At 58.7% G+C, this 20,555-nt stretch carries 17 protein-coding genes and 1 other RNA gene; 12 read left to right on the top strand and 6 right to left on the bottom strand.

The window, feature by feature from the left end:
- The first annotated feature begins 19 nt into the window (after nt 1–19).
- The 3 genes from rpsA (at nt 20) to htpX (ending at nt 4,270) form a co-directional block, all read left to right on the top strand.
- Nucleotides 20–1,714, top strand: coding sequence for a 30S ribosomal protein S1 (gene rpsA, locus MAF45_RS09230; protein WP_237979790.1), 1,695 nt, complete (start codon nt 20–22; stop codon nt 1,712–1,714).
- 349 nt (nt 1,715–2,063) lie between these two features.
- Nucleotides 2,064–3,239: a lipopolysaccharide assembly protein LapB gene (locus tag MAF45_RS09225; protein ID WP_237979788.1), complete on the top strand. Its 1,176-nt coding sequence runs from the start codon at nt 2,064–2,066 to the stop codon at nt 3,237–3,239.
- Nucleotides 3,240–3,376: 137 nt separating this feature from the next.
- Nucleotides 3,377–4,270, top strand: coding sequence for a protease HtpX (gene htpX, locus MAF45_RS09220; RefSeq protein WP_237979786.1), 894 nt, complete (start codon nt 3,377–3,379; stop codon nt 4,268–4,270).
- Nucleotides 4,271–4,840: 570 nt separating this feature from the next.
- Here the strand turns inward: htpX and MAF45_RS09215 are convergent.
- From MAF45_RS09215 to MAF45_RS09200, 4 genes are all read right to left on the bottom strand, one after another.
- Complete coding sequence (locus tag MAF45_RS09215) at nt 4,841–6,097, bottom strand: IS110 family RNA-guided transposase (RefSeq protein WP_237979784.1); 1,257 nt, start codon at nt 6,095–6,097, stop codon at nt 4,841–4,843.
- Between the two features lie 251 nt (nt 6,098–6,348).
- Nucleotides 6,349–7,743, bottom strand: a complete 1,395-nt coding sequence (locus MAF45_RS09210; RefSeq protein ID WP_237979783.1) for an MATE family efflux transporter — start codon at nt 7,741–7,743, stop codon at nt 6,349–6,351.
- A complete protein-coding gene (locus tag MAF45_RS09205) occupies nt 7,727–9,484 on the bottom strand; it encodes a glycosyltransferase family protein (protein ID WP_237979781.1) in 1,758 nt (585 codons plus the stop codon). The genes MAF45_RS09210 and MAF45_RS09205 overlap by 17 nt, the downstream gene beginning before the upstream one ends.
- A gap of 81 nt (nt 9,485–9,565) precedes the next feature.
- Entirely contained in the window at nt 9,566–9,853 is a 288-nt protein-coding gene (locus tag MAF45_RS09200) for a type B 50S ribosomal protein L31 (protein WP_237979778.1), read from the bottom strand.
- A 304-nt stretch (nt 9,854–10,157) separates the two neighbouring features.
- Between MAF45_RS09200 and MAF45_RS09195 the strand changes: the two genes are divergently transcribed.
- Nucleotides 10,158–11,633 (top strand): ISAs1 family transposase, encoded by a 1,476-nt coding sequence (locus MAF45_RS09195; protein ID WP_237979769.1) that lies wholly within the window; start codon nt 10,158–10,160, stop codon nt 11,631–11,633.
- A 21-nt stretch (nt 11,634–11,654) separates the two neighbouring features.
- On the opposite strand, the gene rho is transcribed toward MAF45_RS09195, so the two are convergent.
- Nucleotides 11,655–12,917 (bottom strand): transcription termination factor Rho, encoded by a 1,263-nt coding sequence (gene rho / locus MAF45_RS09190; protein ID WP_237979766.1) that lies wholly within the window; start codon nt 12,915–12,917, stop codon nt 11,655–11,657.
- A gap of 110 nt (nt 12,918–13,027) precedes the next feature.
- On the bottom strand, nt 13,028–13,354 hold the full coding sequence (gene trxA, locus MAF45_RS09185) for a thioredoxin (protein ID WP_237979755.1): 327 nt from the start codon (nt 13,352–13,354) through the stop codon (nt 13,028–13,030).
- 436 nt (nt 13,355–13,790) lie between these two features.
- On the opposite strand from trxA, the gene ffs reads away from it, so the two are divergent.
- The 8 genes from ffs (at nt 13,791) to gmhA (ending at nt 20,530) form a co-directional block, all read left to right on the top strand.
- Nucleotides 13,791–13,889: signal recognition particle sRNA small type (gene ffs, locus MAF45_RS09180), an RNA gene on the top strand.
- Nucleotides 13,890–14,025: 136 nt separating this feature from the next.
- Nucleotides 14,026–15,798, top strand: a complete 1,773-nt coding sequence (dnaX, locus tag MAF45_RS09175; protein ID WP_237979753.1) for a DNA polymerase III subunit gamma/tau — start codon at nt 14,026–14,028, stop codon at nt 15,796–15,798.
- On the top strand, nt 15,795–16,112 hold the full coding sequence (locus tag MAF45_RS09170) for a YbaB/EbfC family nucleoid-associated protein (RefSeq protein WP_237979741.1): 318 nt from the start codon (nt 15,795–15,797) through the stop codon (nt 16,110–16,112). The genes dnaX and MAF45_RS09170 overlap by 4 nt, the downstream gene beginning before the upstream one ends.
- 17 nt (nt 16,113–16,129) lie before the next feature.
- Nucleotides 16,130–16,750: a recombination mediator RecR gene (recR, locus tag MAF45_RS09165; protein WP_237979732.1), complete on the top strand. Its 621-nt coding sequence runs from the start codon at nt 16,130–16,132 to the stop codon at nt 16,748–16,750.
- A gap of 336 nt (nt 16,751–17,086) precedes the next feature.
- Nucleotides 17,087–18,124 (top strand): ABC transporter substrate-binding protein, encoded by a 1,038-nt coding sequence (locus tag MAF45_RS09160; RefSeq protein WP_237979720.1) that lies wholly within the window; start codon nt 17,087–17,089, stop codon nt 18,122–18,124.
- Between the two features lie 66 nt (nt 18,125–18,190).
- Entirely contained in the window at nt 18,191–19,015 is an 825-nt protein-coding gene (locus tag MAF45_RS09155; RefSeq protein WP_237979708.1) for an ABC transporter ATP-binding protein, read from the top strand.
- A 3-nt stretch (nt 19,016–19,018) separates the two neighbouring features.
- Nucleotides 19,019–19,840 carry an ABC transporter permease gene (locus MAF45_RS09150; protein ID WP_237979706.1) on the top strand — a complete coding sequence of 274 codons (822 nt, stop codon included), beginning with the start codon at nt 19,019–19,021 and terminating at the stop codon, nt 19,838–19,840.
- Nucleotides 19,841–19,921: 81 nt separating this feature from the next.
- Nucleotides 19,922–20,530, top strand: coding sequence for a D-sedoheptulose 7-phosphate isomerase (gene gmhA, locus MAF45_RS09145; RefSeq protein ID WP_237979704.1), 609 nt, complete (start codon nt 19,922–19,924; stop codon nt 20,528–20,530).
- Nucleotides 20,531–20,555: the final 25 nt, after the last annotated feature.

The raw sequence follows: 20,555 nt of genomic DNA, 5'->3' as shown, positions 1-20,555 counted from the left end.
AGGGCGTTTTTATTTTTTCATGTCCAACACTGAAACCAGCAAAACCGAATCCTTTGCCGAACTGTTCAACCAGAGCCTTGCCTCCCAGGAGATGCGCCCTGGTGAAGTGATTTCTGCGGAAGTGGTCCGCGTTGACTATAACTTCGTGGTCGTCAACGCCGGCCTCAAGTCCGAAGCCTACATTCCGATTGATGAGTTCAAGGATGACCAGGGCAACGTCGCCGTCAAGCCCGGCGACTTTGTTTCCGTGGCCATTGAGTCCGTTGAAAACGGCTACGGCGATACGATCCTGTCGCGCGACAAGGCCAAGCGTCTCGCGGCCTGGATGAATCTCGAAAAGGCTCAGGAGTCCGGTGAGCTGGTAACTGGCACGATTACCGGCAAGGTCAAGGGCGGCCTGACCGTCATGACCAACGGCATCCGCGCATTCCTGCCGGGCTCCCTCGTGGACACCCGCCCGGTCCGCGACACGACCCCCTATGAGGGCAAGACCCTTGAGTTCAAGGTGATCAAGCTCGATCGCAAGCGCAACAACGTGGTGGTCTCCCGCCGCGCCGTGCTCGAGGCGAACATGGGCGAGGAGCGCAACAAGCTGCTGGCCACCCTGAAGGAAGGCGCCATCGTCAAGGGCGTCGTCAAGAACATCACCGATTACGGTGCGTTCGTTGACCTGGGCGGCATCGACGGCCTGCTCCATATCACCGACCTGGCCTGGCGCCGCGTCCATCATCCGAGCGAAGTGGTTCAGGTGGGACAGGAAATCGAGACCAAGGTTCTCAAGTTCGACCGCGAGCGCGCCCGCGTGTCCCTCGGCCTCAAGCAGCTGGGCGAGGATCCGTGGATCGGCATCGCCCGCCGCTATCCCGCCGGCACCCGCCTGTTTGGCAAGGTTTCCAACATTACCGAGTACGGCGCCTTTGTTGAGATCGAGGACGGCATCGAAGGCCTGGTCCACGTCTCTGAAATGGACTGGACCAACAAGAACGTTGATCCGCGCAAGGTTGTGACGCTTGGCGAGGAAGTTGAGGTGATGGTGCTCGACATCGACGAAGAGCGCCGCCGCATCAGCCTCGGCATGAAGCAGTGCAAGGCCAATCCGTGGGAAGAGTTCGCTCAGACCCACAAGAAGGGCGACCGCGTCAAGGGCCAGATCAAGTCCATTACGGACTTCGGCGTGTTCATCGGCCTTGACGGCGGCATTGACGGCCTGGTTCACCTCTCCGATCTCTCTTGGAAGGAACCCGGCGAGCAGGCCATCCGAAACTACAAGAAGGGCGATGAAGTCGAGGCGGTTGTTCTGTCCATCGACACTGATCGCGAGCGCATCAGCCTGGGCATCAAGCAGCTCTCCGGCGATCCGTTCTCTGACTTCGCGGGCTCTCACGAGAAGGGCTCTGTGGTTGAGGGAACCGTCAAGTCCGTGGATGCCCGCGGTGCCGTGATCGACCTCGGTAATGACACGGAAGCCTATCTGCGCGCCTCCGAGATTTCCCCGGATCGCGTTGAGGACGCCACCACCCAGCTCAAGGTGGGCGACAAGGTCTCTGCCGTCATCATCAGCGTTGACCGCAAGACCCGCAACATCCAGCTGTCTATCAAGCAGAAGGAAGCCGCCGAAGCCCGCCGCGCCATGGAACGCATGAACAGCGACGCTCCGTCTGCCGGCACGACCAACCTGGGCGCTCTGCTCAAGGCCAAGCTGGGCAATCACTGAGAGTAACAGCAGGCCATTCAGGGGCTGAGAGTTCTGAATGACCTGAAAAATAAAAAAGGACGCAGCTTGCTGCGTCCTTTTTTTAGGCGTCCCGTGTGGGTCAGGATCCTCAGGGCTCTTCATGCAGGATCCAGGCTTCTGTCCGCACCAGAGGAATAGGCGCGGGCCCTGACGCCGGGCAGCCGCTAGACTTGAACTCTCCTTGGGGCGGGGCTTGTCCCGGTGCTGCCGGCCAGGGCCGCCATGGCGAGACTGCCGGAAGCCGCCCCTTTCCACATTCGCCTGCGGCAAGTCTCTGCCGCAGCACTCTCTTAAAATCAGCAGTGTTGTTCAGCCGGAACGGAAAAAAATGGAACTTGAACTCTGGTATTTGATCATTGTCCCGGTGCTTTTTGCCGCGGGGTGGTTTCTGCGCGGTTTTGATGCGAGGCAGCGGCAGGAAGAGAATAAAGACCTTCCTGACAATTACTTCAGAGGCTTGTCGCTGCTGCTTTCAAACGAGCCGGACAAGGCGATCGACGCCTTCATCGAAGTGGCCAAGGTGGACTCCGAGACAGTGGAACTGCATCACGCCTTGGGCAATTTGTTTTGCCGCCGCGGCGAGTTTGAGCGCGCCATCCGAATCCACACTCACCTGATAAACCGAGCGGACCTTGGCGACGAGGACCGCCTCAGGGCGCTTTCCGAGCTTGCGCTCGACTATCTGAAGGCGGGTATCTACGACAAGGCGATCGAGTGCTACGAGAAGCTGTCGGGAAGTCCTTCCTATCACCTGGAGGCGCTCAGGCAGCTTTTGAAAATCCGGTGCACGGAGCATGACTGGACGGAGGCCATAGCGGCAGCGAAGCGCCTGGAAAAGGAGGCCTCCGAGGACCACAGCGCCGATATCGCCCATTTCCACTGCGAGAGAGCCGAGGAGGCCCTCAGGAGCAAAAACAGCCAGGCCGCACGTGCCGAAATCAACGCGGCTCTGGCTGTCCGCCCGAGAGCGCCGAGGGCGCTTATGCTCAAGGGCGACATGCTGGCCCAGGAGGGCGACGCTCAGGGAGCTGTAGAGGCCTGGAACGAAATTCGCAGACATTCTCCCGACCATTATCCGCTGGTCGTCTCCCGCCTTGTGAAGACTTATGAAAAGATGGGGAAACAAAACGAAGCCGAGGCCGTGCTCCGGGAAGCCCTCGAGAAGTTTCCTTCCGCTGAGGTGGTGGACCTCACCATGAACGAGGCGCTTGCCTGCCACGGCGAGAAGGCAGCTACACAGGTGGTGAGCGAGGCGATGGAGGGGCATCCGTCCCTTGGCATTCTCTCCATTGCGATGGAGCTTCGCAACCGGTTGAACCCGGATGACAAGCAGCTCCAGGGGCTGACAGCTCTGCTTAAGAAGGAGTCGGACCGCCAGGGCCGGTTCCAGTGCAGAAAATGCGGCTTCCTGTCGCACAGCTATCTCTGGCAGTGCCCGGGCTGCGGCGAATGGGACACCTATCCGACCCTGCGGGTGCAGGACCAGGCCTCGATGAAGAAGTGAGCGCCCGTTCTATAAGATTGTTTACATTTTTAGCCGACAGGAAACGTTTGATATTTGACAAATTCTTAAAATAGTCATCTATAGCTCCGCTCCGAGGAGTCTGCGGCGGACTTGTGATTTAGCGAGAAAGGAAAGAAATGTTAAAGCGCATCGGCCTGTTTATTTTGACCAACCTTGCCATCGTTGTGATGCTGAACCTCGTGCTCACGGTGATAGGGGTTCTTTTCGGGATCAACTGGGGCGACATGGCTGGGCAGTCCATCAACCTTTCGACGCTGAGCGTCTTCGCCCTGGTGGTGGGCTTCGCCGGGTCGATTATGTCGCTGCTCACCTCGAAGATGATCGTAAAGGCGACGATGGGTCTGCAGATGATTGATACGGAACATCCCGCGACCAATCTTGAAGCCTGGCTCGTGAGCACGGTGAGAGGGCTGGCTGAAAAGGCCAACGTGCCCATGCCAGAGGTCGGCATCTACGAGGGCGCGCCCAACGCCTTTGCAACCGGCCCGACCAAAGGCGACTCGCTCGTGGCGGTTTCAACCGGCCTGCTCCAGCTGATGAACAAGAAGGAAGTTGAGGCGGTACTCGGCCATGAGATGAGCCACGTGGCCAACGGCGACATGGTCACGATGACGCTGGTTCAGGGCGTGATGAACACCTTCGTCATTTTCCTCTCCCGGCTTGTCGGCTGGGTGGTCGACCGGCAGGTGCTCAGGAATGAAAGCGACGCTCCCGGCGCTGGCTACTACATCACCTCGATGATCCTGAATATTGTTCTGGGCCTGCTTGCCGGAATGGTTGTGGCCGCGTTTTCGCGCTGGCGCGAATACCATGCGGACGCGGGTTCCGCCATGCTGCTGGGGTCTCCGGACGCGATGATCGCTGCGCTCCAGAGGCTCGGCTCCATCACTTCCGAGGAGCTTCCGGGCGCTGCGCGCGGCTTTGGAATCACCGGCGGCGTCGGCTCTCTTTTCGCCTCTCATCCCTCCATTGAGGACAGGATCGCGGCCCTGCGCAACCTTCAGGCCTGAGGAAGCAGGCGCGAGGGAAAAGCCCGCAACCCGTTTCTCCGATTCAGCACCCGGAAGGCGCCAGAACGCTTTCCGGGTGTTTTGCAATTGGATTTTGAAAAAAGAATCAGGGCTAGGGCCCTTTGGGCGGCCAGGGGCGCGTAGCAGGACCGGCGCGCTTAAAGCGGCTGCAGGGGGGCACATTTAGCCCCCTATGTCAATTTGTTTCTTTTCGACAACAAAACTCCATGGCTGTTTTAACCAGCCATTGTGATTCTCAATAACCAGAAGTTCCCTAAGTCGCTTTTTGAATTCGAGGTTCGATCGGGAAGTGAAACAATTTACGTCGTGTATTCGGACAGGTACACATCCGGATTCGGGGACTTCTGTTGCCCTCCCCAGCGCCGATTAAAAGGCCTGGGCCATTCACTTCAATCTGGTCCGATTCCAGTCCCAAGTATTTTTTCAGGAATCACAGCATAGTCTCCGCAGAAGCTGCCGCCCGTCGAAGGGTTCAGGAATCGGCCGAATTCACGAATTCAGTTTTGCAACCAATGTTGGGCTTACCGAGTAAGCTCTTCCCAATCGGGGTCAAATGGGTTCATTCACAGAAAGTCTCATCCCCCCACCTCGGGTTTGGAGTTTCTCGGTAAATTCTTTATTCTGAGATTCAGGCTCTGAAAGCGGCCTGGTTCTTTTGACTTTCGATCCGCTGCTGCCAAACAGCATCTCCAGTTGAAAATCCTTTTTATCGCGAAGCATGTAGTACACCGCCCTCGCCAGCATCGCGGCGATCGGTCGTATCGCCCGGCACCTCAAGCCGTTCCGTTTAGAAAGCAGTCTGTCAAATTTTTTCTTGGCCGGCGGATTGAAGCGAACCACAAGATTGGCCAGTTCGGTAAAAGCCCAGCTGAGATAAGCGTTATCGTTTTTAGCGTTCCCTTCTCCTTTGACTTTCCCATTCGACAAACGCTCTGTAGGAGCGAGTCTGCAGCAGGGCACAAAATTTTTTGCATTACGAAATCGCCGGATATCATGAATTTCTGAAGCCAACACAGTGGAGATGACTTCTCCGCAGCCTTTGATGCTCTGAAGAATTTTCAGGTACTGATGACAGTGCTGCGGAGCCTTCCGGGCTGTTTCCACGATGGCCGCCTCGATGCGTTTGATTTCTTCGGAGCAGGAGGTAAACATTCTCAAATTCACCTCTACCTTCCTGAGGATGCAATCATTGTGTAAAGTAGCGGTCAGCTTCTCGGGAAGCTGACCGCTGCGTTGAAGTTCTTCAGCCCAATGGACGATAGCCGTACGATTGATACGCTCGCAGCACTGATTGTTGATCATGTTGATCAATATGACGGCGTACCGCGATCGGTCCTGGATCAACGAGTTGCGAAGACGAACCAAATCCCTGAAAGACCGGGCGTTTCGAGGAATGATTTCAGTTGTTTTCAAGTCATTCAGCCGCAGACGGTCTGCCAAAAATTCAGCATCAGATTTGTCATCCGAAAATTTAGCCTTGAATTTTTTGACTGTAGTGGGGTCAGCCAATTTCAATATCCCTCCGCGGGATTCAAACAAATCGGCTAATCCATACCAGTTGTAGGTTGACTCAACTGTCGCAACGTGAGGAACCGAACAGTAAGGCTCCAGGGCCTCAGCAACATGCTGCAGCCCTGGCTCCAACGGGATTTTCCTCTTATAGATGGCACGGCAGCCCAGCTGACCAGATTGGGGATCGATTGTGTTGACCAGGACGCAGACGAAGATATTGTTGGAAAGAAGATCGATGCCAATGAAATTGGTGCGGTCGATGGTGGGACAGGAATCTGTGGTAGTCTTAGGCATGACGAAACTCCCTTTTTAAGCTATTGAGAACACTTAAAATTTAACGGAGCTTTTCGTCGCTGACAACGCTTCAGAACTTATCTTCTGAGTCGTTGTCTTTTTTGACTTTTCTCTCGTTAGCCCTGCAAAGGGCTATATGAGTATCGGAGTGCAAGCCCGGACAGGAGGCTGCCCGGGCAGGGGGAGAGGCGGTACGCAGCGAAATCTTCAGAGGATGTGTGGGGATCGCGGCCCGCATTTTTTCCCCAGCATCAGTTGCGGGCGTTCAGGCGGGTGACATGTCGCGCGTGAGCCAGCGCAAAGCCTGCCAGGCACAGCGCGGCAAGAATGAGGCCGGCCGAGCAGGCAATCCAAAAGCCCAGCGCCCCCATCGGCCCGTCCAGCGGAGAGCCGCAGAAACCGAGGAAGTAGCCTCCTCCGAGCCCCAGGCACCACAGCGACAGCCCTGAGACCACCATGGGCACCCAGGCGATCTTGTAGCCCCTGAGGATGAAGCTGCTCACTGACTGGGTGGCGTCGAAAGTGTGATAAATCACGCCGCAGAGGATGAGAGTCTGGGCGAGGGCCGCGACGCTGCCTTCGTGCGTGTAGATGCCGATGATCTCTCCTTTGAAGCAGTACAGGAGCGCGCTCGCTGCGGCCGCTGCGAGGATCGTGAAGCGGAGGGCGCGGTGCGTCATCTCTTCAGCCGCTTCAGGGTGTCCGGAACCCAGGCTCTGGGCCACGAGAACGCTTGAAGCAATGCCGATGGAAAGAGGGACCATGTACAGGGTGGAGGTGATGTTGCTCACGATCTGGTGAGCTGAAATCGCCGTTGCCCCGAGCCGCGAGATGAAGATGGCCATCAGAGTGAAGGAGCTCACTTCGAAGAAAACGGAAAGTCCGATCGGAAGTCCGATGCGTAGCTGGGCGCCCATGGCGCGCAGGTCCGGGCCTGACAGGCGCTGTGCGCGCATTTTCCTGCAGGCGGGGTCCTTGCAGAAAATCATCAGGTACAGCAGGGCCGAGGCGAAGACAAGCACTGCGTTGGCCAGCCCGGCTCCGGCGCCGCCCAGGGCCGGGAGGCCGAAAAGACCGTACATGAACACTGCGTTGACCGGGGCCTTGAGCGCGAGGACCAGCAGGGAGACCCACATGGTGGTCCGGGCCCGGTTGATGGCTGCGTTCACGGAAATAAAGATTCGGCTGATCAGGGCGAAGGGCAGGGCCAGTGCGGAAAAAAGCAGATAAAGGGAGGCTATCCTTGCGATGTTTCCGGTGACCTGCCCGAGCGAAGTCCACAGGCCGGTCCAGGCAAGGATGGGGACGCCGAGCAGCGACAGCAGGCACACGATGTAAAAGGCCTGGTTGATCTCATAGCCGATGAGCTCGAATTTACGGGCACCGAAGTGGTGTCCGCAGATGGGCGAAAGCCCTTGGATGATCCCGATCAGCAGCATGTTCAGGCAGGCCGTCGAGGCGCCGCCCAGCGCTATGGCGGCAAGGTGCTCGGCGCCCATACGGCCGGCCATGATGGTGTCGATGGTGACGTTGCCCATGACCGCCATGTTGGCAACGAAAAGGGGGCTCGCCAGCCGTATGAGGCCCCGCAGGGAAATATCGGGGGGCGCAAGGCGCCGGGGCTGGATTTCAGTTGTCTCTGACATGCTGCGCGTAAGACTGCTGAAGGGGTTTGGAGGAGCCGGGGCGGATCAGGTACGCTTCTTCGCTCCGAGGGTAAACCGTCGGAATTCCGATGAGGTCGGAGGGAAGGGCGTCGCGTTTTTTAATCTTCGAGAGGGTAAAGCGGCAGGCTTTCTCTTCTGCCCCGAAATGAACGCCGGAGTAATAAAGAAGCCCCCGCAGGTTCGAAGGGATCCCGTCGGAGAAAACGCAGTCGGCCGGAGAGTAGCCGAACAGCCTCAGCTTGCCGGAAATTTCCCGGGCTACAGGGGTGTATGAGCGGTAGGCGTCCAGTCCCGGGCTGAACAGGGCGGTCGCCTCCACCCAGAAAAGCGTGATGCCCAGGGCCGCGAGCCAGGGGCCGCGCCACAGGGCCTTGGGACGCCGCCTCAGCCTTTTCGCCACAATGGCAAACCACAAGACTGTCATGGCGGCCGTCGCGAAAAGCAGGGAGCCTTCAACCCAAGGGACGACTCCAGGGGCCAGGCGCTCGACGCTGTTGGCCATCTTGGGCGGGAAGCCGGTCCGCCAGGCGATGTAGTAGCACCACAGGCCGACTGCGCCCAGTGAGAAGATGGTCGCCGAGAACCAGTCCAGGAGATTTTCGTAAGAGCGCCGTTTGAGGGCCGCCAGTCCAAAGGCTGCGAGAATGGCCACTGAGGGGGCCGTGGCGAGCAGCGACAGCTCTGGGATTCCGGCGGTGAAAAGCGGCGTCACTAATGCCGCGCCGGCCGAAATGAGCGGGAGCATGATCTGGGTGCAGCCGATGACGCGGTGCCAGGCGTACAGGGCGTAAACGGCAAAAGGCCACATCGGGCAGAGGTACCAGATGAAATTGCGCAGCAGCCATGTCGCATGGTTGGGCGTGATCCAGGCAAAGGCGCTCGACTGCACGGCACTCCAGGCTCCGGCCCAGACATCGATAGGAACGCCTGCGAAGTGGGCGGACAGGGGCCAGATCAGAACAACGGCGGCCATGGATCCGCAGGCAATGCCCGCCCTTGAAAGCCGTCCGCCCTTGAAGGAGCGCACGAAAAAGATGACCGCCAGCTCCGCCGCCAGCAGGCTCCCGCCCCAGGCAATGTTGCCGCAAAGGGTCATTAGCCCGGCGGCTACGCCAGCGGCAACGGCGCCGGCCTTCTTGTGCGCGAGGGACCAGATGACGCCGGCCGTGCCCATGGACCAGCAGCCAAGCACCACGATGGGCAGTCCAATTTCATGGATTCGGCTGAGCAGCCCGAAAGAGGCCACGAAGAGCAGCGTTGCAGAATCTGCGACCGTTCTGCTGTAGTCGCGGGGGCTTGCTTCCTCGCCAAACAGCATGGAGATCGGCTGCGCCTCCTCCCGGCGGGCGAGATGCCAGGTGCCGTACCAGACGGAGCTGGCGGCCAGGGCAAACCAGAGCAGCCCCGAAATCTTCGCTACGGGGAAAGGGGGAAGCACTGAAAGGCTCAGCCGGATGAGGGCCGCCCCCAGCCAGGCGATGCCGGGACCCGTTGCAGAGTAATCTTGTCCGGCGATGTTGGGCAACACCCAGTCCGCCCATGTTCCCCGGGCCATGGTCCACATCAGCCCGAATACCTGCTCGTCCCTGGCATTCCAGAAGAAATGCCCGCTGAATCCGGCCAGAGCGAGGGTTGCGAGCAGAACGAGGAGGGCCCAGCGTGGAAGCCGCGCTGCGGCTGATGCTGAAATAATGAGAGGAGACTGGTGGGAGCTGAGCATTTTGACTTCTTAACGACCAAAAAAGGGGCAGTTCTTAAAACTGCCCCTCTAGACTACTTTCGCAGCGGCTTGAAAGCTGAATTACTTGGCAGCCTTCGCTTTGGCGGCGGCCTCATTCACGGCCTTGGTCTTGGCGGCGAACTTGGCGCGGAACTTCTCAACGCGGCCGGCCTCGACGATGCGGGTCTGGGCGCCGGTGTAGAAGGGATGGCTCTCGGAAGAGGTATCAATCTTGAAGAGCGGATAGGTCTTGCCGTCGATCTCGATGGTTTCCTTCGTCTGCACGGAGGAGGCGATGATGAACGTCTTGTTGATGGAGATGTCGACGAAGGCGACCTCTCTGTATTCCGGGTGAATGCCCTGCTTCATTTTCTTTTAAATTCCTAGTTGAAATGTCGGTCGCCCTGGCGGCCTTGCGAACCTGCCCGTGCGAAACGGGTCTTACAGCAGGCATGCAGCCCACGTGCCAGACTGGGAAAGTTAAATATTATGTACCTTTTTCAAATTTGAATCAACAGGGAACGGAGCATTCCCTGCTTGGACACAGGGCGAACTCATGAAAGACAAGCTCTAAAAAATGAAAATTTTGAAAACTCAAGGGATAGACCTTGGCTTTTTTTAAAGATACATATAATATATATGTGATAATAGATCAAGATCATAGGAGACCCCAATGCCCGTCGACCAGAAGATCCTGAAGCTGATTCCCGAAGGCTGCCGAGTGAACTGGAACGCCACCAACAAGCGCTACTACGTTTTCAAATCGAAGTATGTCTACGATCCATCGAAGAAGCGCGGGAAGGAGATCCGCACGCAGGTCGGCGTCGTGGTTGACGGAAAGTTTCAGTTCTCCAAGAGCTACCTGCTCAAGCAGCAGGTCAAGGAGCTGAAGGAGACAGCTGCCAAAGCCGCAGAGAAATCGTCTGCTCGAACGGGAAAGCAGACGGCCGCGGAAACGAAACCAGTGCCCGACGGCGTAAAGGCAGTGCTTGATTCCGCGTCAAAAGTCAAGGACAGTCGTCAACAGTCCAAGGTCGTATATCCGCTGGATTACGTTTATCTCGTTTCGCTTCTTGCCAGTCTTTCGGGACAGACCAGCTGCGTGCAGATCGCCGATTTCTGGGCATCGAGCCGCCCGGCCTTGGAAGCGCTCTTCGATGATTTTCCCAGGGAAAACATTTCGCATGACACGGTCAGGCGTCTGCTGATGCTGATTGACCCGGCCGAATTTGCCTCGTTTTACAAACGCCTGGTCACCCCGCTGCTGGACCAATATCTCTCGCGCGTTGTGGCCGTTGACGGCCAGGCCGTTCGAGCAAGCCGTACGGAAAAAGCCGCCTCAGGCCGCTTTGTGCTGACCTTCTATGACACGGAAAACGGAGTGGCGCTGTGCCAGAAGGTCGTGGGCGAGAAGGAAAATGAAATCACCCATGCGGCCTCCATGGTCGAAGGACTGGACCTGAGCGGGTGCGTTGTGACTGCGGATGCCATGAATACGCAGAGGAGTTTTGCCAAATCCCTGGTGGAAGCCGGGGCCGATTACTGTCTGGCGGTCAAGGAAAATCAGAAAACCCTCTGGTATGACATCCGGATGGCGTTTCTGGACGTCACTGAAACCCGGGCCAGGTCCTGGACGGGAGACGCCGCGCTGGAGCACGGCAGACTGGAGCGCAGGAGCGTTCGCGTCCTGCCGGGATCCGTGCTCGGGCCGGCGCAGTGCGGGCACTGGATTGGACTGGAGGAAGGCTGCATCATCGCAGCAGTTACCGAGTCAACAGACAAAAAGACCGGCAGAGAATCCAGCCAGGAGCGCTACTTCATCACCACGCTGCGCTGGGACAGCCGGCTGATTGCCGAGCAGGCCGCACGGGCGGTCAGGAGGCACTGGGGTGTGGAGAACGAGCTGCATTACGTCCTCGACGTGGATTTCCAGCAGGACCGAACGCAGTGCAAAAATGCGAACTACCTTTACAACCGCGTCCTGCTCAACAAATTTGCCGTCGGAGTGTTGAACAAGCTTCAGAATGAAGAGAGCAAAGAATCAGCCGCTGAGCCCACAAGCAAAAAGCGTTGGATGAACAAACTGCACTCTGCTCAAACGGCTCTCGCCGCTTTAGCGAGGGTTTACCAGGCGGCTATTCATGCGTAGGCCCTGGCTTGGACAGGGAAATCAGCTCGCCCTTTTCATCATGTCAAAGAATTCGGCGTTGTTTTTCGTCGCCCGGATCTTGTCGAGAAGGAACTCCATGGCCTCAACCTCGTCCATGCTGTACAGAACCTTGCGCAGGATCCACACTCTCTGGAGGATGTCCGGGGGCAGCAGAAGCTCCTCGCGGCGGGTTCCGGAGCGGTTGACATTGATGGCGGGATAAACGCGTTTTTCCGCCAGGCGCCGCTCGAGATGGATTTCCATGTTGCCGGTGCCCTTGAATTCCTCGTAGATCACGTCGTCCATGCGCGATCCTGTGTCAACCAGAGTGGTCGCCAGGATGGTGAGCGAACCCCCTTCCTCAATGTTCCTCGCGGCCCCGAAAAAGCGCTTGGGCCTCTGCAGAGCGTTGGCGTCCACGCCGCCCGTGAGGACTTTGCCGGACGTGGGGACGACCGTGTTGTAAGCACGGGCCAGACGGGTGATGGAGTCAAGCAGGATGACCACGTCTTTTTTGGATTCGGCCAGACGCTTGGCCTTTTCTATCACCATCTCCGCGACCTGCACATGGCGGGCTGCCGGCTCGTCGAAGGTGGAGGCAACCACTTCGCCGCGGACGGAGCGCTGCATTTCCGTCACTTCTTCCGGGCGTTCGTCGATAAGCAGCACAATCAAGACGCACTCCGGGTGATTGGCCGTGATGGCATGGGCGATGTGCTGCATCAGTACGGTCTTGCCGGACTTCGGAGGAGCCACGATCAGGCCGCGCTGGCCTTTGCCGATAGGGGCGATGATGTCGATCAGACGCCCGGTCAGGTTCTCGTTGCCCTTCATGTCGCGCTCGAGCTTGAGCGGTTCATTCGGGAAAAGCGGGGTGAGGTTCTCAAAGAGCATCCTGTGCTTGAGGGCCTCGGGGGGCTGGCCGTTTACTGTGTCGACCTTGACCAGGGCGAAATAGCGCTCGCTGTCCTTGGGAATGCGGACCTCGCCTTCGATCGAATCGCCGGTATGCAGGTTGAAGCGGCGGATCTGCGAGGGGGAGATATAGATGTCGTCGGTGCTGGCAAGGTACGAGGATTCCGGAGACCTCAGGAACCCAAAGCCGTCCGGAAGCACCTCCAGGGTTCCGTCGCCGAAGATCTGTTCGCCGCTTTTGGCTTTTCTTTTCAGGATGGCGAACATGAGTTCCTGCTTGCGCATGCGCTGGGCGTTTTCAATGCCCAGTTCTTGGGCCCGGTCGAGCAGCTCCGTAATGCGCAATGATTTAAGTTCGGAAAGATGCATGGTACGAGAAGAGGGACCCCGCAAGCGGGGACCTGAGGAAGTCAGGCCGCAGCCGTTCAATGAGCGGTTTTTTGTGAGGGTCCCCGCAGTTTAAGAAGGAAGAAGGGAAATTAGAGATTGGACTGTATCCAGTCCGTGAGCTGGTCCTTGTTGACGGCGCCCACCTGGGTGGCGACGGGCTTGCCGTCGCGATAGATGATGACCGTCGGGATGGAGCGGATGCCGAGTTCAGCGGCTATGTTGCCGGACTCGTCGCAGTTGTATTTGCACACCTTGATCTTTCCGCTGAATTCTTCCCCGGCCTCCTCGATCAGGGGGGAAAGCATCCTGCAGGGGCCGCACCACGGAGCCCAGAAATCAACGAGAACAGGCGTCGTCATGGAAGCCTGAAGGACTTCGGCATCATAGGTGTCGTCAGTGACGTTAGTGAAGGACATAATGGTTTTCCTTGGGTAAAGATAAGCCGGCAATCCGGACACTTAACACTTAAGGATCTCCGCCGTTGACAGCGGGCGGACGGCTTACTGACAGATAACTGATGAACGGACCCGCGGAATGGATCCGCAGTGAAAAAACTTCGTGCGTGGTGCATAGTAGCACTTTCAGGCGGACAGCATCGGATTTTCTCCCCGTTCAGGGCGGATTCCCGCGAATTTGGATCCGGGCGGGATAAGAAGCCGACAATGATATGCCAAATGATTGAATTTTTTTATTTTTTATATACCCCATGCAGCTTTGCGGCCGGGTCCGGCTCCCCGGAATGCGGCAGCCTGGCTTTGAGGTGCGCCGCATGCGGCTCCCGCCCGGCCTCCTGCGGGCGGTGGTCTCTCCCGCTTTTGGAATACCCGCGGCGATCGTGTACAATGCTTGGTCGGCGGGTCCCCTCGCATGCGGGCGCCACGAATCTGGTCAGGTCGGGAACGAAGCAGCCATAGTGGAGTGCCAGCAGTGCCGAGGATAAGGCTCGCCATTTTTGTATCTGCACTCCGGGTGCGCGGGCTCTTTCCTTCCCCCCGCTACAATAAATGAAGCGGCCTTCCCGCTCTATCCGCAGTCATCGCGGGAGTCTCGGTGGGCGGGTTGCGGGGAAAAAAACAAGGACCAGCAGATGTCTTATCAAGTTCTAGCCCGAAAATGGCGGCCGCGCGATTTTGACGACGTGGTCGGCCAGGAGCATGTGGTTAAGGCGCTGAGACATGCTCTTCGGGAAAAAAGGCTGCACCACGCATATCTCTTCACCGGCACGCGGGGGGTAGGGAAGACATCCCTGTCGCGCATCCTTGCCAAATGTCTCAACTGCACGGGTCCCGACGGCAAGGGCGGCATCACGGACAAGCCCTGCGGGGTCTGCGAATCGTGCCGGGCGATCGATGAAGGGCATTTCGTCGATTACATCGAGATGGACGCAGCGAGCAACCGTGGCGTGGAGGAAATGACGGCGCTGCTCGAACAGGCCATGTATCCGCCGACCAATGCCCGCTTCAAGGTCTACATGATCGATGAGGTCCACCAGCTCTCGAACACGGCCTTCAACGCGATGCTGAAGACTCTGGAGGAGCCCCCGGATTACGTCAAGTTCATTCTGGCGACGACGGATCCCCAGAAAGTTCCCGTCACTGTGCTCTCCCGGTGCCTGCAGTTCAATCTGAGGAACATGTCTCCTCAGGAAGTGGCCGGGCACCTTTCGCACATCCTTTCAATCGAGAAAATCGAATCCGAGCCCGCCGCCCTGCGCCTGATCGCGGCGGGGGCGCGCGGCTCGATGCGCGACGGGTTGTCGCTGCTCGACCAGGCCATAGCCTTCTCGGATGGAAAGATCACGCTGCAGGCCGTTCAGTCGATGCTGGGCGTAGTGGACTCCTCCGTGCTGGTCGAGCTGCTGCGCGATCTAAAGAAGGGGAATGCCGCCGCGATGATCGGCATTGCGGACCGGATGGGCGAGCGCAGCTTCTCCTATGCCCAGGGGCTCCGCGACCTGGCCGGGCTGCTGCACCGCGTGGCCATCGCTCAGCGTGTTCCTGAGTCCGTCCAGAACGATCCTGAGGCAAAGGACATCCTTTCGCTCGCGAAGGACTTTTCTCCCGAAGAGGTGCAGCTTTATTACCAGATCGTCATCAACGGCCGCAACGATCTGCACCTTGCGCCCGACGAGTACGCCGGCTTTACGATGACGCTGCTACGGATGCTTGCGTTCAAGCCTGCAGGCAGCCGCGCGGCGGCCCGTCTGGCGGCCCGGGAGCCTGCCCGGGAGCCGTCCCGGGAAGGCGGGGAGAGCCTTCCTGACGCCGCACCGCCGGCCCCGAAAAGACCTGCGAATCCGGCTTCTCAGGGAGCGGCTGCCCTTGCCGGGGAGAACACTGCGGAGCCGGATCTGCCGCCCGCGCCTCCGCTGCCGACCGAGGAGGTGCCGCCCTGGGAACAGGGCGGGCCAGTTGAGGAAGAACCTCCTGCGGATTATTCCGCCGAGCCCCAGGAGCTCAACTGGCGAGGACTGCTAGCAGCGGTGAATCTTGGCGGAGTGGAGCGGCAGGCGGCCACCCGCTCCCAGTGTGTCGAGCTGCGCCGAACCGGAGTGGTGCTGCGCAACGACCTGAGCAGTCTTTCCACGGACAGCATCAGGAAATCGCTTGAAGAAATTTTTTCCCGCCATTTCGGGCACCGCTTCACCGTGACCTTTGAGAAGGGAGCGGCGCAGGGCGACACCGTGTGGAATCAGGAAAACAGGGCTAAGATCGCCGAGCACGCGGCCAGAGTCCGGAGCTTTAAGGACTCCCCCGTGGTTCGGGACGCAATGAAGCGCTTCGGCGGCGTGGTGCTGGAAGACACCGTAAGGCCTCTCGAGGCTGCGGAGAATCCTCGAAACAAAAGGAAAGAAGCATGAAAGGAAATTTCAATTCACTGATGGCCCAGGCGGCCAAGATGCAGCAGAACATTCAGCGCCTGCAGTCCGAGCTGGGGAAAATCGTGGTCACCGGCGAGGCGGGAGGCGGCCTTGTAAAGGTGACCATGACCTGCAAGTATGACTGCCGCCAGATTCAGATCGATCCTTCTCTGTATGAAGAGGACCGGGACATGATCGAGGATCTGGTGACCGCAGCCGTGAATTCCGCCCTTAAGGCGGTCGAGGCCACGACGCAGGAGCGCATGCGCCAGGCCACGGCCGGGATGCCTCTGCCGCCCGGGATGAGGTTCTGAGCGGAGGGCCGGTCAAAGTGCCCGTTTTAAGCCCAAGCGTCCAGAGGCTGATTGACGCGTTCAGGGCTCTGCCCGGCATCGGGCCGCTTTCCGCCCAGCGCATTGTGTTTCACCTGCTGATGGAGGATGGGTGCGCCCAGGCCGCCTCGCTTTCCGGAGCGCTGCAGGAGGCGGTTGAGAAGGTTCATCACTGCCCGGTCTGCAACACGCTCTGCGAGTCAGAGCTCTGCCCGATTTGCGCCGACGAGTCCCGCGAAAGGGACAAAATCTGCGTGGTGGAGACTCCCGCCGACCAACTGGTGATAGAAAATTCCCTTGCCTACCGGGGGCTGTACTTCATCCTTGGGGGGCGCATTTCCCCGATTGACGACATCGGGCCCGAGCAGCTTGGCTTCAGAAAACTGCTCGAGAGAGTCGAGCAGGGAGGGGTGAAGGAGGTCATCATCGCCACTTCCTTCACGGCTCAGGGCGACGCCACCGCACACTTCATCGCCCGCGCCATTGCCCGGCACCGCCCCGATGTCCGGGTGACACGGCTCGCGCGCGGAATTCCCTCAGGCGTGGAGCTTGAGTACACGGACGTGGCCACTGTGGCGCAGGCGGTTATTTCGCGGCATGAAACCTTTTCCTCTGAATAATTAGGCAAAATATCCTAATTTTTGCCAAACGGGTGAAAAAGGTATAATGTCCGATACATTGTTTTTAGTTCAGGGACTGAGGATGGAATTCATCCGCCACATTTCAGCAGTCTTCGCCTGCAGCACCGCGTGTGCCGCCGGTCTGCTGCTGTCCCTGCTGCTACTACGCGGCTCGCTGCTGTCTGCGCGCCGTGTCGTTGCGTAACAAGAGGTTGCCGATTTGATTTAACAGTCGGTTAAACAGTTTCAAGCAGCGGATACACGGATCGCATCAGCGAGTTGTGTATCCGCTTTTTTATTATTGATGGTTCAGCAGCCAGCACTTTGGAGAATGAAATGAGCATTTCCCGCCGTGAGTTCCTTACCGCCGTCTCCGCAGCGACGGCACTGTCCGCCTTCCCCTTTGGAACGGCGGGCGCCGCTTCCCTTGAGAAAAAAAGCGTCAAGATTGCCGTAGGCGGCCGCCAGCTGATTTACTACCTCCCGCTTTCAGTCGCGGCAGGCCTCGGTTACTTCAAGGACGAGGGCCTGAATGTCGAGATCATCGATTTTCAGGGCGGCTCGAAGTCCCTGCAGGCTGTCGTCGGCGGATCGGCCGACATCTGCTCGGGTGCTTTTGAACATACCGTGGTGATGCAGACCCGCGGTCAGAGGATGCAGGCCTTTGTGCTTCAGGGGCGCGCTCCCCAGTGCGTCCTCGCCATCAACAACCACACGATGAAGCACTACAAGAGCCTCGCCGATCTGAAGGGCAAGAAAATCGGCGTGACTGCTCCGGGCTCCTCCTCGCAGATCATGGCGAATTTCTGCCTGCATTCCGCCGGCATCAAGCCCTCCCAGGTTTCCTTCATTGGGATCGGCACTTCCTCGGGAGCGATAGCCGCCATCCGTTCCGGTCAGGTGGACGCCTTCGTGCAGCTCGACCCCGTGATCTCCATGCTGATGGAGCACAAGGAAATCACCGTCGCCGTGGATACCCGGAAGGTCAATGTGAGCGATAAGCTCTACGGCGGGCCGATGGTGGCGGGCTGCCTGTATGCCCCTGAAGCGTTCATTAAAAAGAACCCCAACACGGTTCAGGCCATTGCCAACGCCATTGTCCGCGCCGACAAATGGATTGCGAAGGCGAAGCCGGAGGACGTGCTTAAAGTCGTTCCCCAGAGCTACCAGCTCGGCAACCGCAAGCTCTACATCCAGTCGTTCCTCGCCAACAGGCCGGCCCTGTCGAAGGACGGACTGATTCCGGCCCAGGCTCCTGAGACCGCCAAGCGGGCTCTTGCCACCGTGAATCCGCAGATCGCCAACGCGAGGATTGACCTTTCGGCGACGTTCACAAACCGCTTTGCGGAAGCCGCCAACAAGCGCTATCGCTGATAAGGAACAATCAGGCGGCGGCCCCGGGACGTTCAGCCCGGGCTGCCGCCGCTGCCTGAAAGCAAAATGAAAACTCCTGCCATCGAAATTAAAGACTTGGCCTGCACGTATGTTTCCGAAGACGGAAAAAACGAAGAGCACTATACGGCGGTCAAGGATGTCAATCTGAATATCGCCGAGGGTGAATTTGTAAGCATCGTGGGGCCCACGGGCTGCGGCAAATCCACAATTCTCAACATGACGGCCGGGCTGCTCCAGCCCTCGCACGGCACCATCCGCATTTTCGGCGAGCCGCTGATCGGGCTCAACAGAAGAGCCGGCTATATGTTTCAGGCGGAAAACCTGATGCCCTGGAGAAACGCTCTCGACAATGTCATTGCGGGACTCGAATTCAAGGGCGTGCCCAAAAGCGAAGCCGAAAAAAGCGGCAAGCAGTGGCTGAGGAAGGTGGGGCTGGCCGGTTTTGAAGACCGCTATCCGCACCATCTTTCCGGCGGCATGCGCAAGAGGGTCTCCATGGCCCAGACGCTCATCATGGACCCCGACATCATTCTGATGGACGAAAGCTTCTCCGCGCTTGACATCCAGACAAGGCAGCTCATGGAGAACCTGCTGCTTGATCTCTGGTCGGCCAAGAAAAAGGCTGTTTTGTTCATCACCCATGACCTGGATGAGGCCATCTCCATGAGCGACCGGGTGATTGTCATGTCAGCCGGCCCGGGCTCTCATCCGATAGGCGAGTTTGTCATTGATCTTCCCCGGCCCAGAGACGTGACGGAAGTGCGCGCGGATCCGCGCTTTGTTGCGCTTCACAGGGCGATCTGGAGCGTGCTCCGCGAGGAGGTTCTCAAGGGTTACGAGCGGCAGAGCCAGCGTCGGCAGGGAAAGTAGGACATGTTTAAAAACAAGTGGATTCTTCATTTCTGGCAGCTGGTTCTGCTCGCTGCCGTCTTTGTGTTCTGGTGGGCGATGACCAAACCGGGTCTCATCCCCCCCTTCTTTTTCGACAGTGACACGCAGGCGGCGTTTTTCTTTGGCGAACCGGTCGTTATCTTCCAGAGAATCTGGAATTGGTTCGTCGTTGACCGCGACATTTACGAGCATCTCGCCGTCACCCTTTGGGAAACGGTGCTTGCCTTCGGCATCGGCACGGTTTCCGGCCTTCTCGTGGGTCTGTGGCTGGGCCTTTCCCCCCGGGCCGCTGCCATCGCGGATCCCTTCATCAAGGGCCTCAATTCCTGCCCGCGCGTGATTCTGGCGCCTATTTTTGCAGTCTGGTTCGGCCTCGGACCTGCCTCGAAGGTCGCCCTCGGCGTCACCATCGTGTTTTTCATTGTGTTCTTCAACGTGTTCCAGGGCGTCCGGGAAGTCAACGTGAACGTCCTCAACTCGGTCCGGATGCTGGGCGCGAGCCGCACGCAGCTGCTGACGGCTGTGTACCTCCCGTCGGCCATGAGCTGGGTGTTTTCCTCGCTGCACTCTTCGGTGGGCATGGCTTTCGTGGGCGCCGTGATCGGCGAGTATCTGGGGTCGGCCCGCGGCGTTGGCTATCTGATTCTTCAGGCCGAGGGGGTTTTCGACATTAATACCGTCATGGCCGGAATCCTTGTGCTCACGCTGTTTGCTGTCATTCTCGACTGGTTCGTCGGGTTGGCAGAATCCCGCCTGATGCGCTGGCAGCCCAAGGCTTCGGCGGCGAGAACCGAAAGGATATGAGCGCAGGAAAGTCCCCGGGCGGCCCGCCGGGGGCTTCCTTATAATCCCTTCACCAGCTTTTACACGCATGAGGCGCAACAAGTGAAAGAAGATCTGACAGAAGTCGTGGCTAGGGATCTCAGCGATGCGGCGAGCGCGCTGGAGGCTCTGCGCAACCGCCCGGAGATGCTGGCAGCCATAGCCAGCGCCGGCCGCCTTCTCGCGGAGTCCATGGACAAGGGCGGCAAGGTGATGAGCTGCGGCAACGGCGGAAGTCTTTGCGACGCCATGCACTTTGCGGAAGAGATGACCGGCCGGTATCGCAATGACCGGAGGCCCTACGCTGCAGTCTCCATGGGGGACGCCTCCCACATGTCCTGCGTGGGCAATGACTACGGCTACGAGCAGGTGTTCGCGAGGTATGTCGAGGGGCTCGGCCGGCCAGGCGACGTCCTGCTCGCCATCAGCACGAGCGGCACGAGCCGCAACATTCTTCTGGCAGCGCAGGCGGCCAGGGCAAAGGGCATGAAGGTTATCGGCCTGACGGGCAGGGAGAATTCCCCGCTCGCCCAGGCCTCTGACATCGCCATAGTGACCCCTGCCGGGAAATACGCCGACCGTGTCCAGGAGCTGCACATCAAGGTCATCCATATCCTGATTGAGATCACGGAGCGGCTCAGGGATCCGCAGAATTATCCCGACGCCGAGTAAGCCCGGCCGCAGGAAGCGGTTTGAG

The organism is Mesosutterella porci (assembly GCF_022134585.1).
Lineage (GTDB): Bacteria > Pseudomonadota > Gammaproteobacteria > Burkholderiales > Burkholderiaceae_F > Mesosutterella > Mesosutterella porci.
Note: the sequence above shows the minus strand (reverse complement) of the source record. Positions and strands in the feature narration are given on the sequence as shown.

Bases quoted from the DNA above. Each gene is read 5' to 3' on its own strand.
- rpsA (WP_237979790.1), top strand. From the start codon at position 20: ATGTCCAACACTGAAACCAGCAAAACCGAATCCTTTGCCGAACTGTTC.
- MAF45_RS09225 (WP_237979788.1), top strand. From the start codon at position 2,064: ATGGAACTTGAACTCTGGTATTTGATCATTGTCCCGGTGCTTTTTGCC.
- htpX (WP_237979786.1), top strand. From the start codon at position 3,377: ATGTTAAAGCGCATCGGCCTGTTTATTTTGACCAACCTTGCCATCGTT.
- MAF45_RS09215 (WP_237979784.1), bottom strand. From the start codon at position 6,097: ATGCCTAAGACTACCACAGATTCCTGTCCCACCATCGACCGCACCAAT.
- MAF45_RS09210 (WP_237979783.1), bottom strand. From the start codon at position 7,743: ATGTCAGAGACAACTGAAATCCAGCCCCGGCGCCTTGCGCCCCCCGAT.
- MAF45_RS09205 (WP_237979781.1), bottom strand. From the start codon at position 9,484: ATGCTCAGCTCCCACCAGTCTCCTCTCATTATTTCAGCATCAGCCGCA.
- MAF45_RS09200 (WP_237979778.1), bottom strand. From the start codon at position 9,853: ATGAAGCAGGGCATTCACCCGGAATACAGAGAGGTCGCCTTCGTCGAC.
- MAF45_RS09195 (WP_237979769.1), top strand. From the start codon at position 10,158: ATGCCCGTCGACCAGAAGATCCTGAAGCTGATTCCCGAAGGCTGCCGA.
- rho (WP_237979766.1), bottom strand. From the start codon at position 12,917: ATGCATCTTTCCGAACTTAAATCATTGCGCATTACGGAGCTGCTCGAC.
- trxA (WP_237979755.1), bottom strand. From the start codon at position 13,354: ATGTCCTTCACTAACGTCACTGACGACACCTATGATGCCGAAGTCCTT.
- dnaX (WP_237979753.1), top strand. From the start codon at position 14,026: ATGTCTTATCAAGTTCTAGCCCGAAAATGGCGGCCGCGCGATTTTGAC.
- MAF45_RS09170 (WP_237979741.1), top strand. From the start codon at position 15,795: ATGAAAGGAAATTTCAATTCACTGATGGCCCAGGCGGCCAAGATGCAG.
- MAF45_RS09160 (WP_237979720.1), top strand. From the start codon at position 17,087: ATGAGCATTTCCCGCCGTGAGTTCCTTACCGCCGTCTCCGCAGCGACG.
- MAF45_RS09155 (WP_237979708.1), top strand. From the start codon at position 18,191: ATGAAAACTCCTGCCATCGAAATTAAAGACTTGGCCTGCACGTATGTT.
- MAF45_RS09150 (WP_237979706.1), top strand. From the start codon at position 19,019: ATGTTTAAAAACAAGTGGATTCTTCATTTCTGGCAGCTGGTTCTGCTC.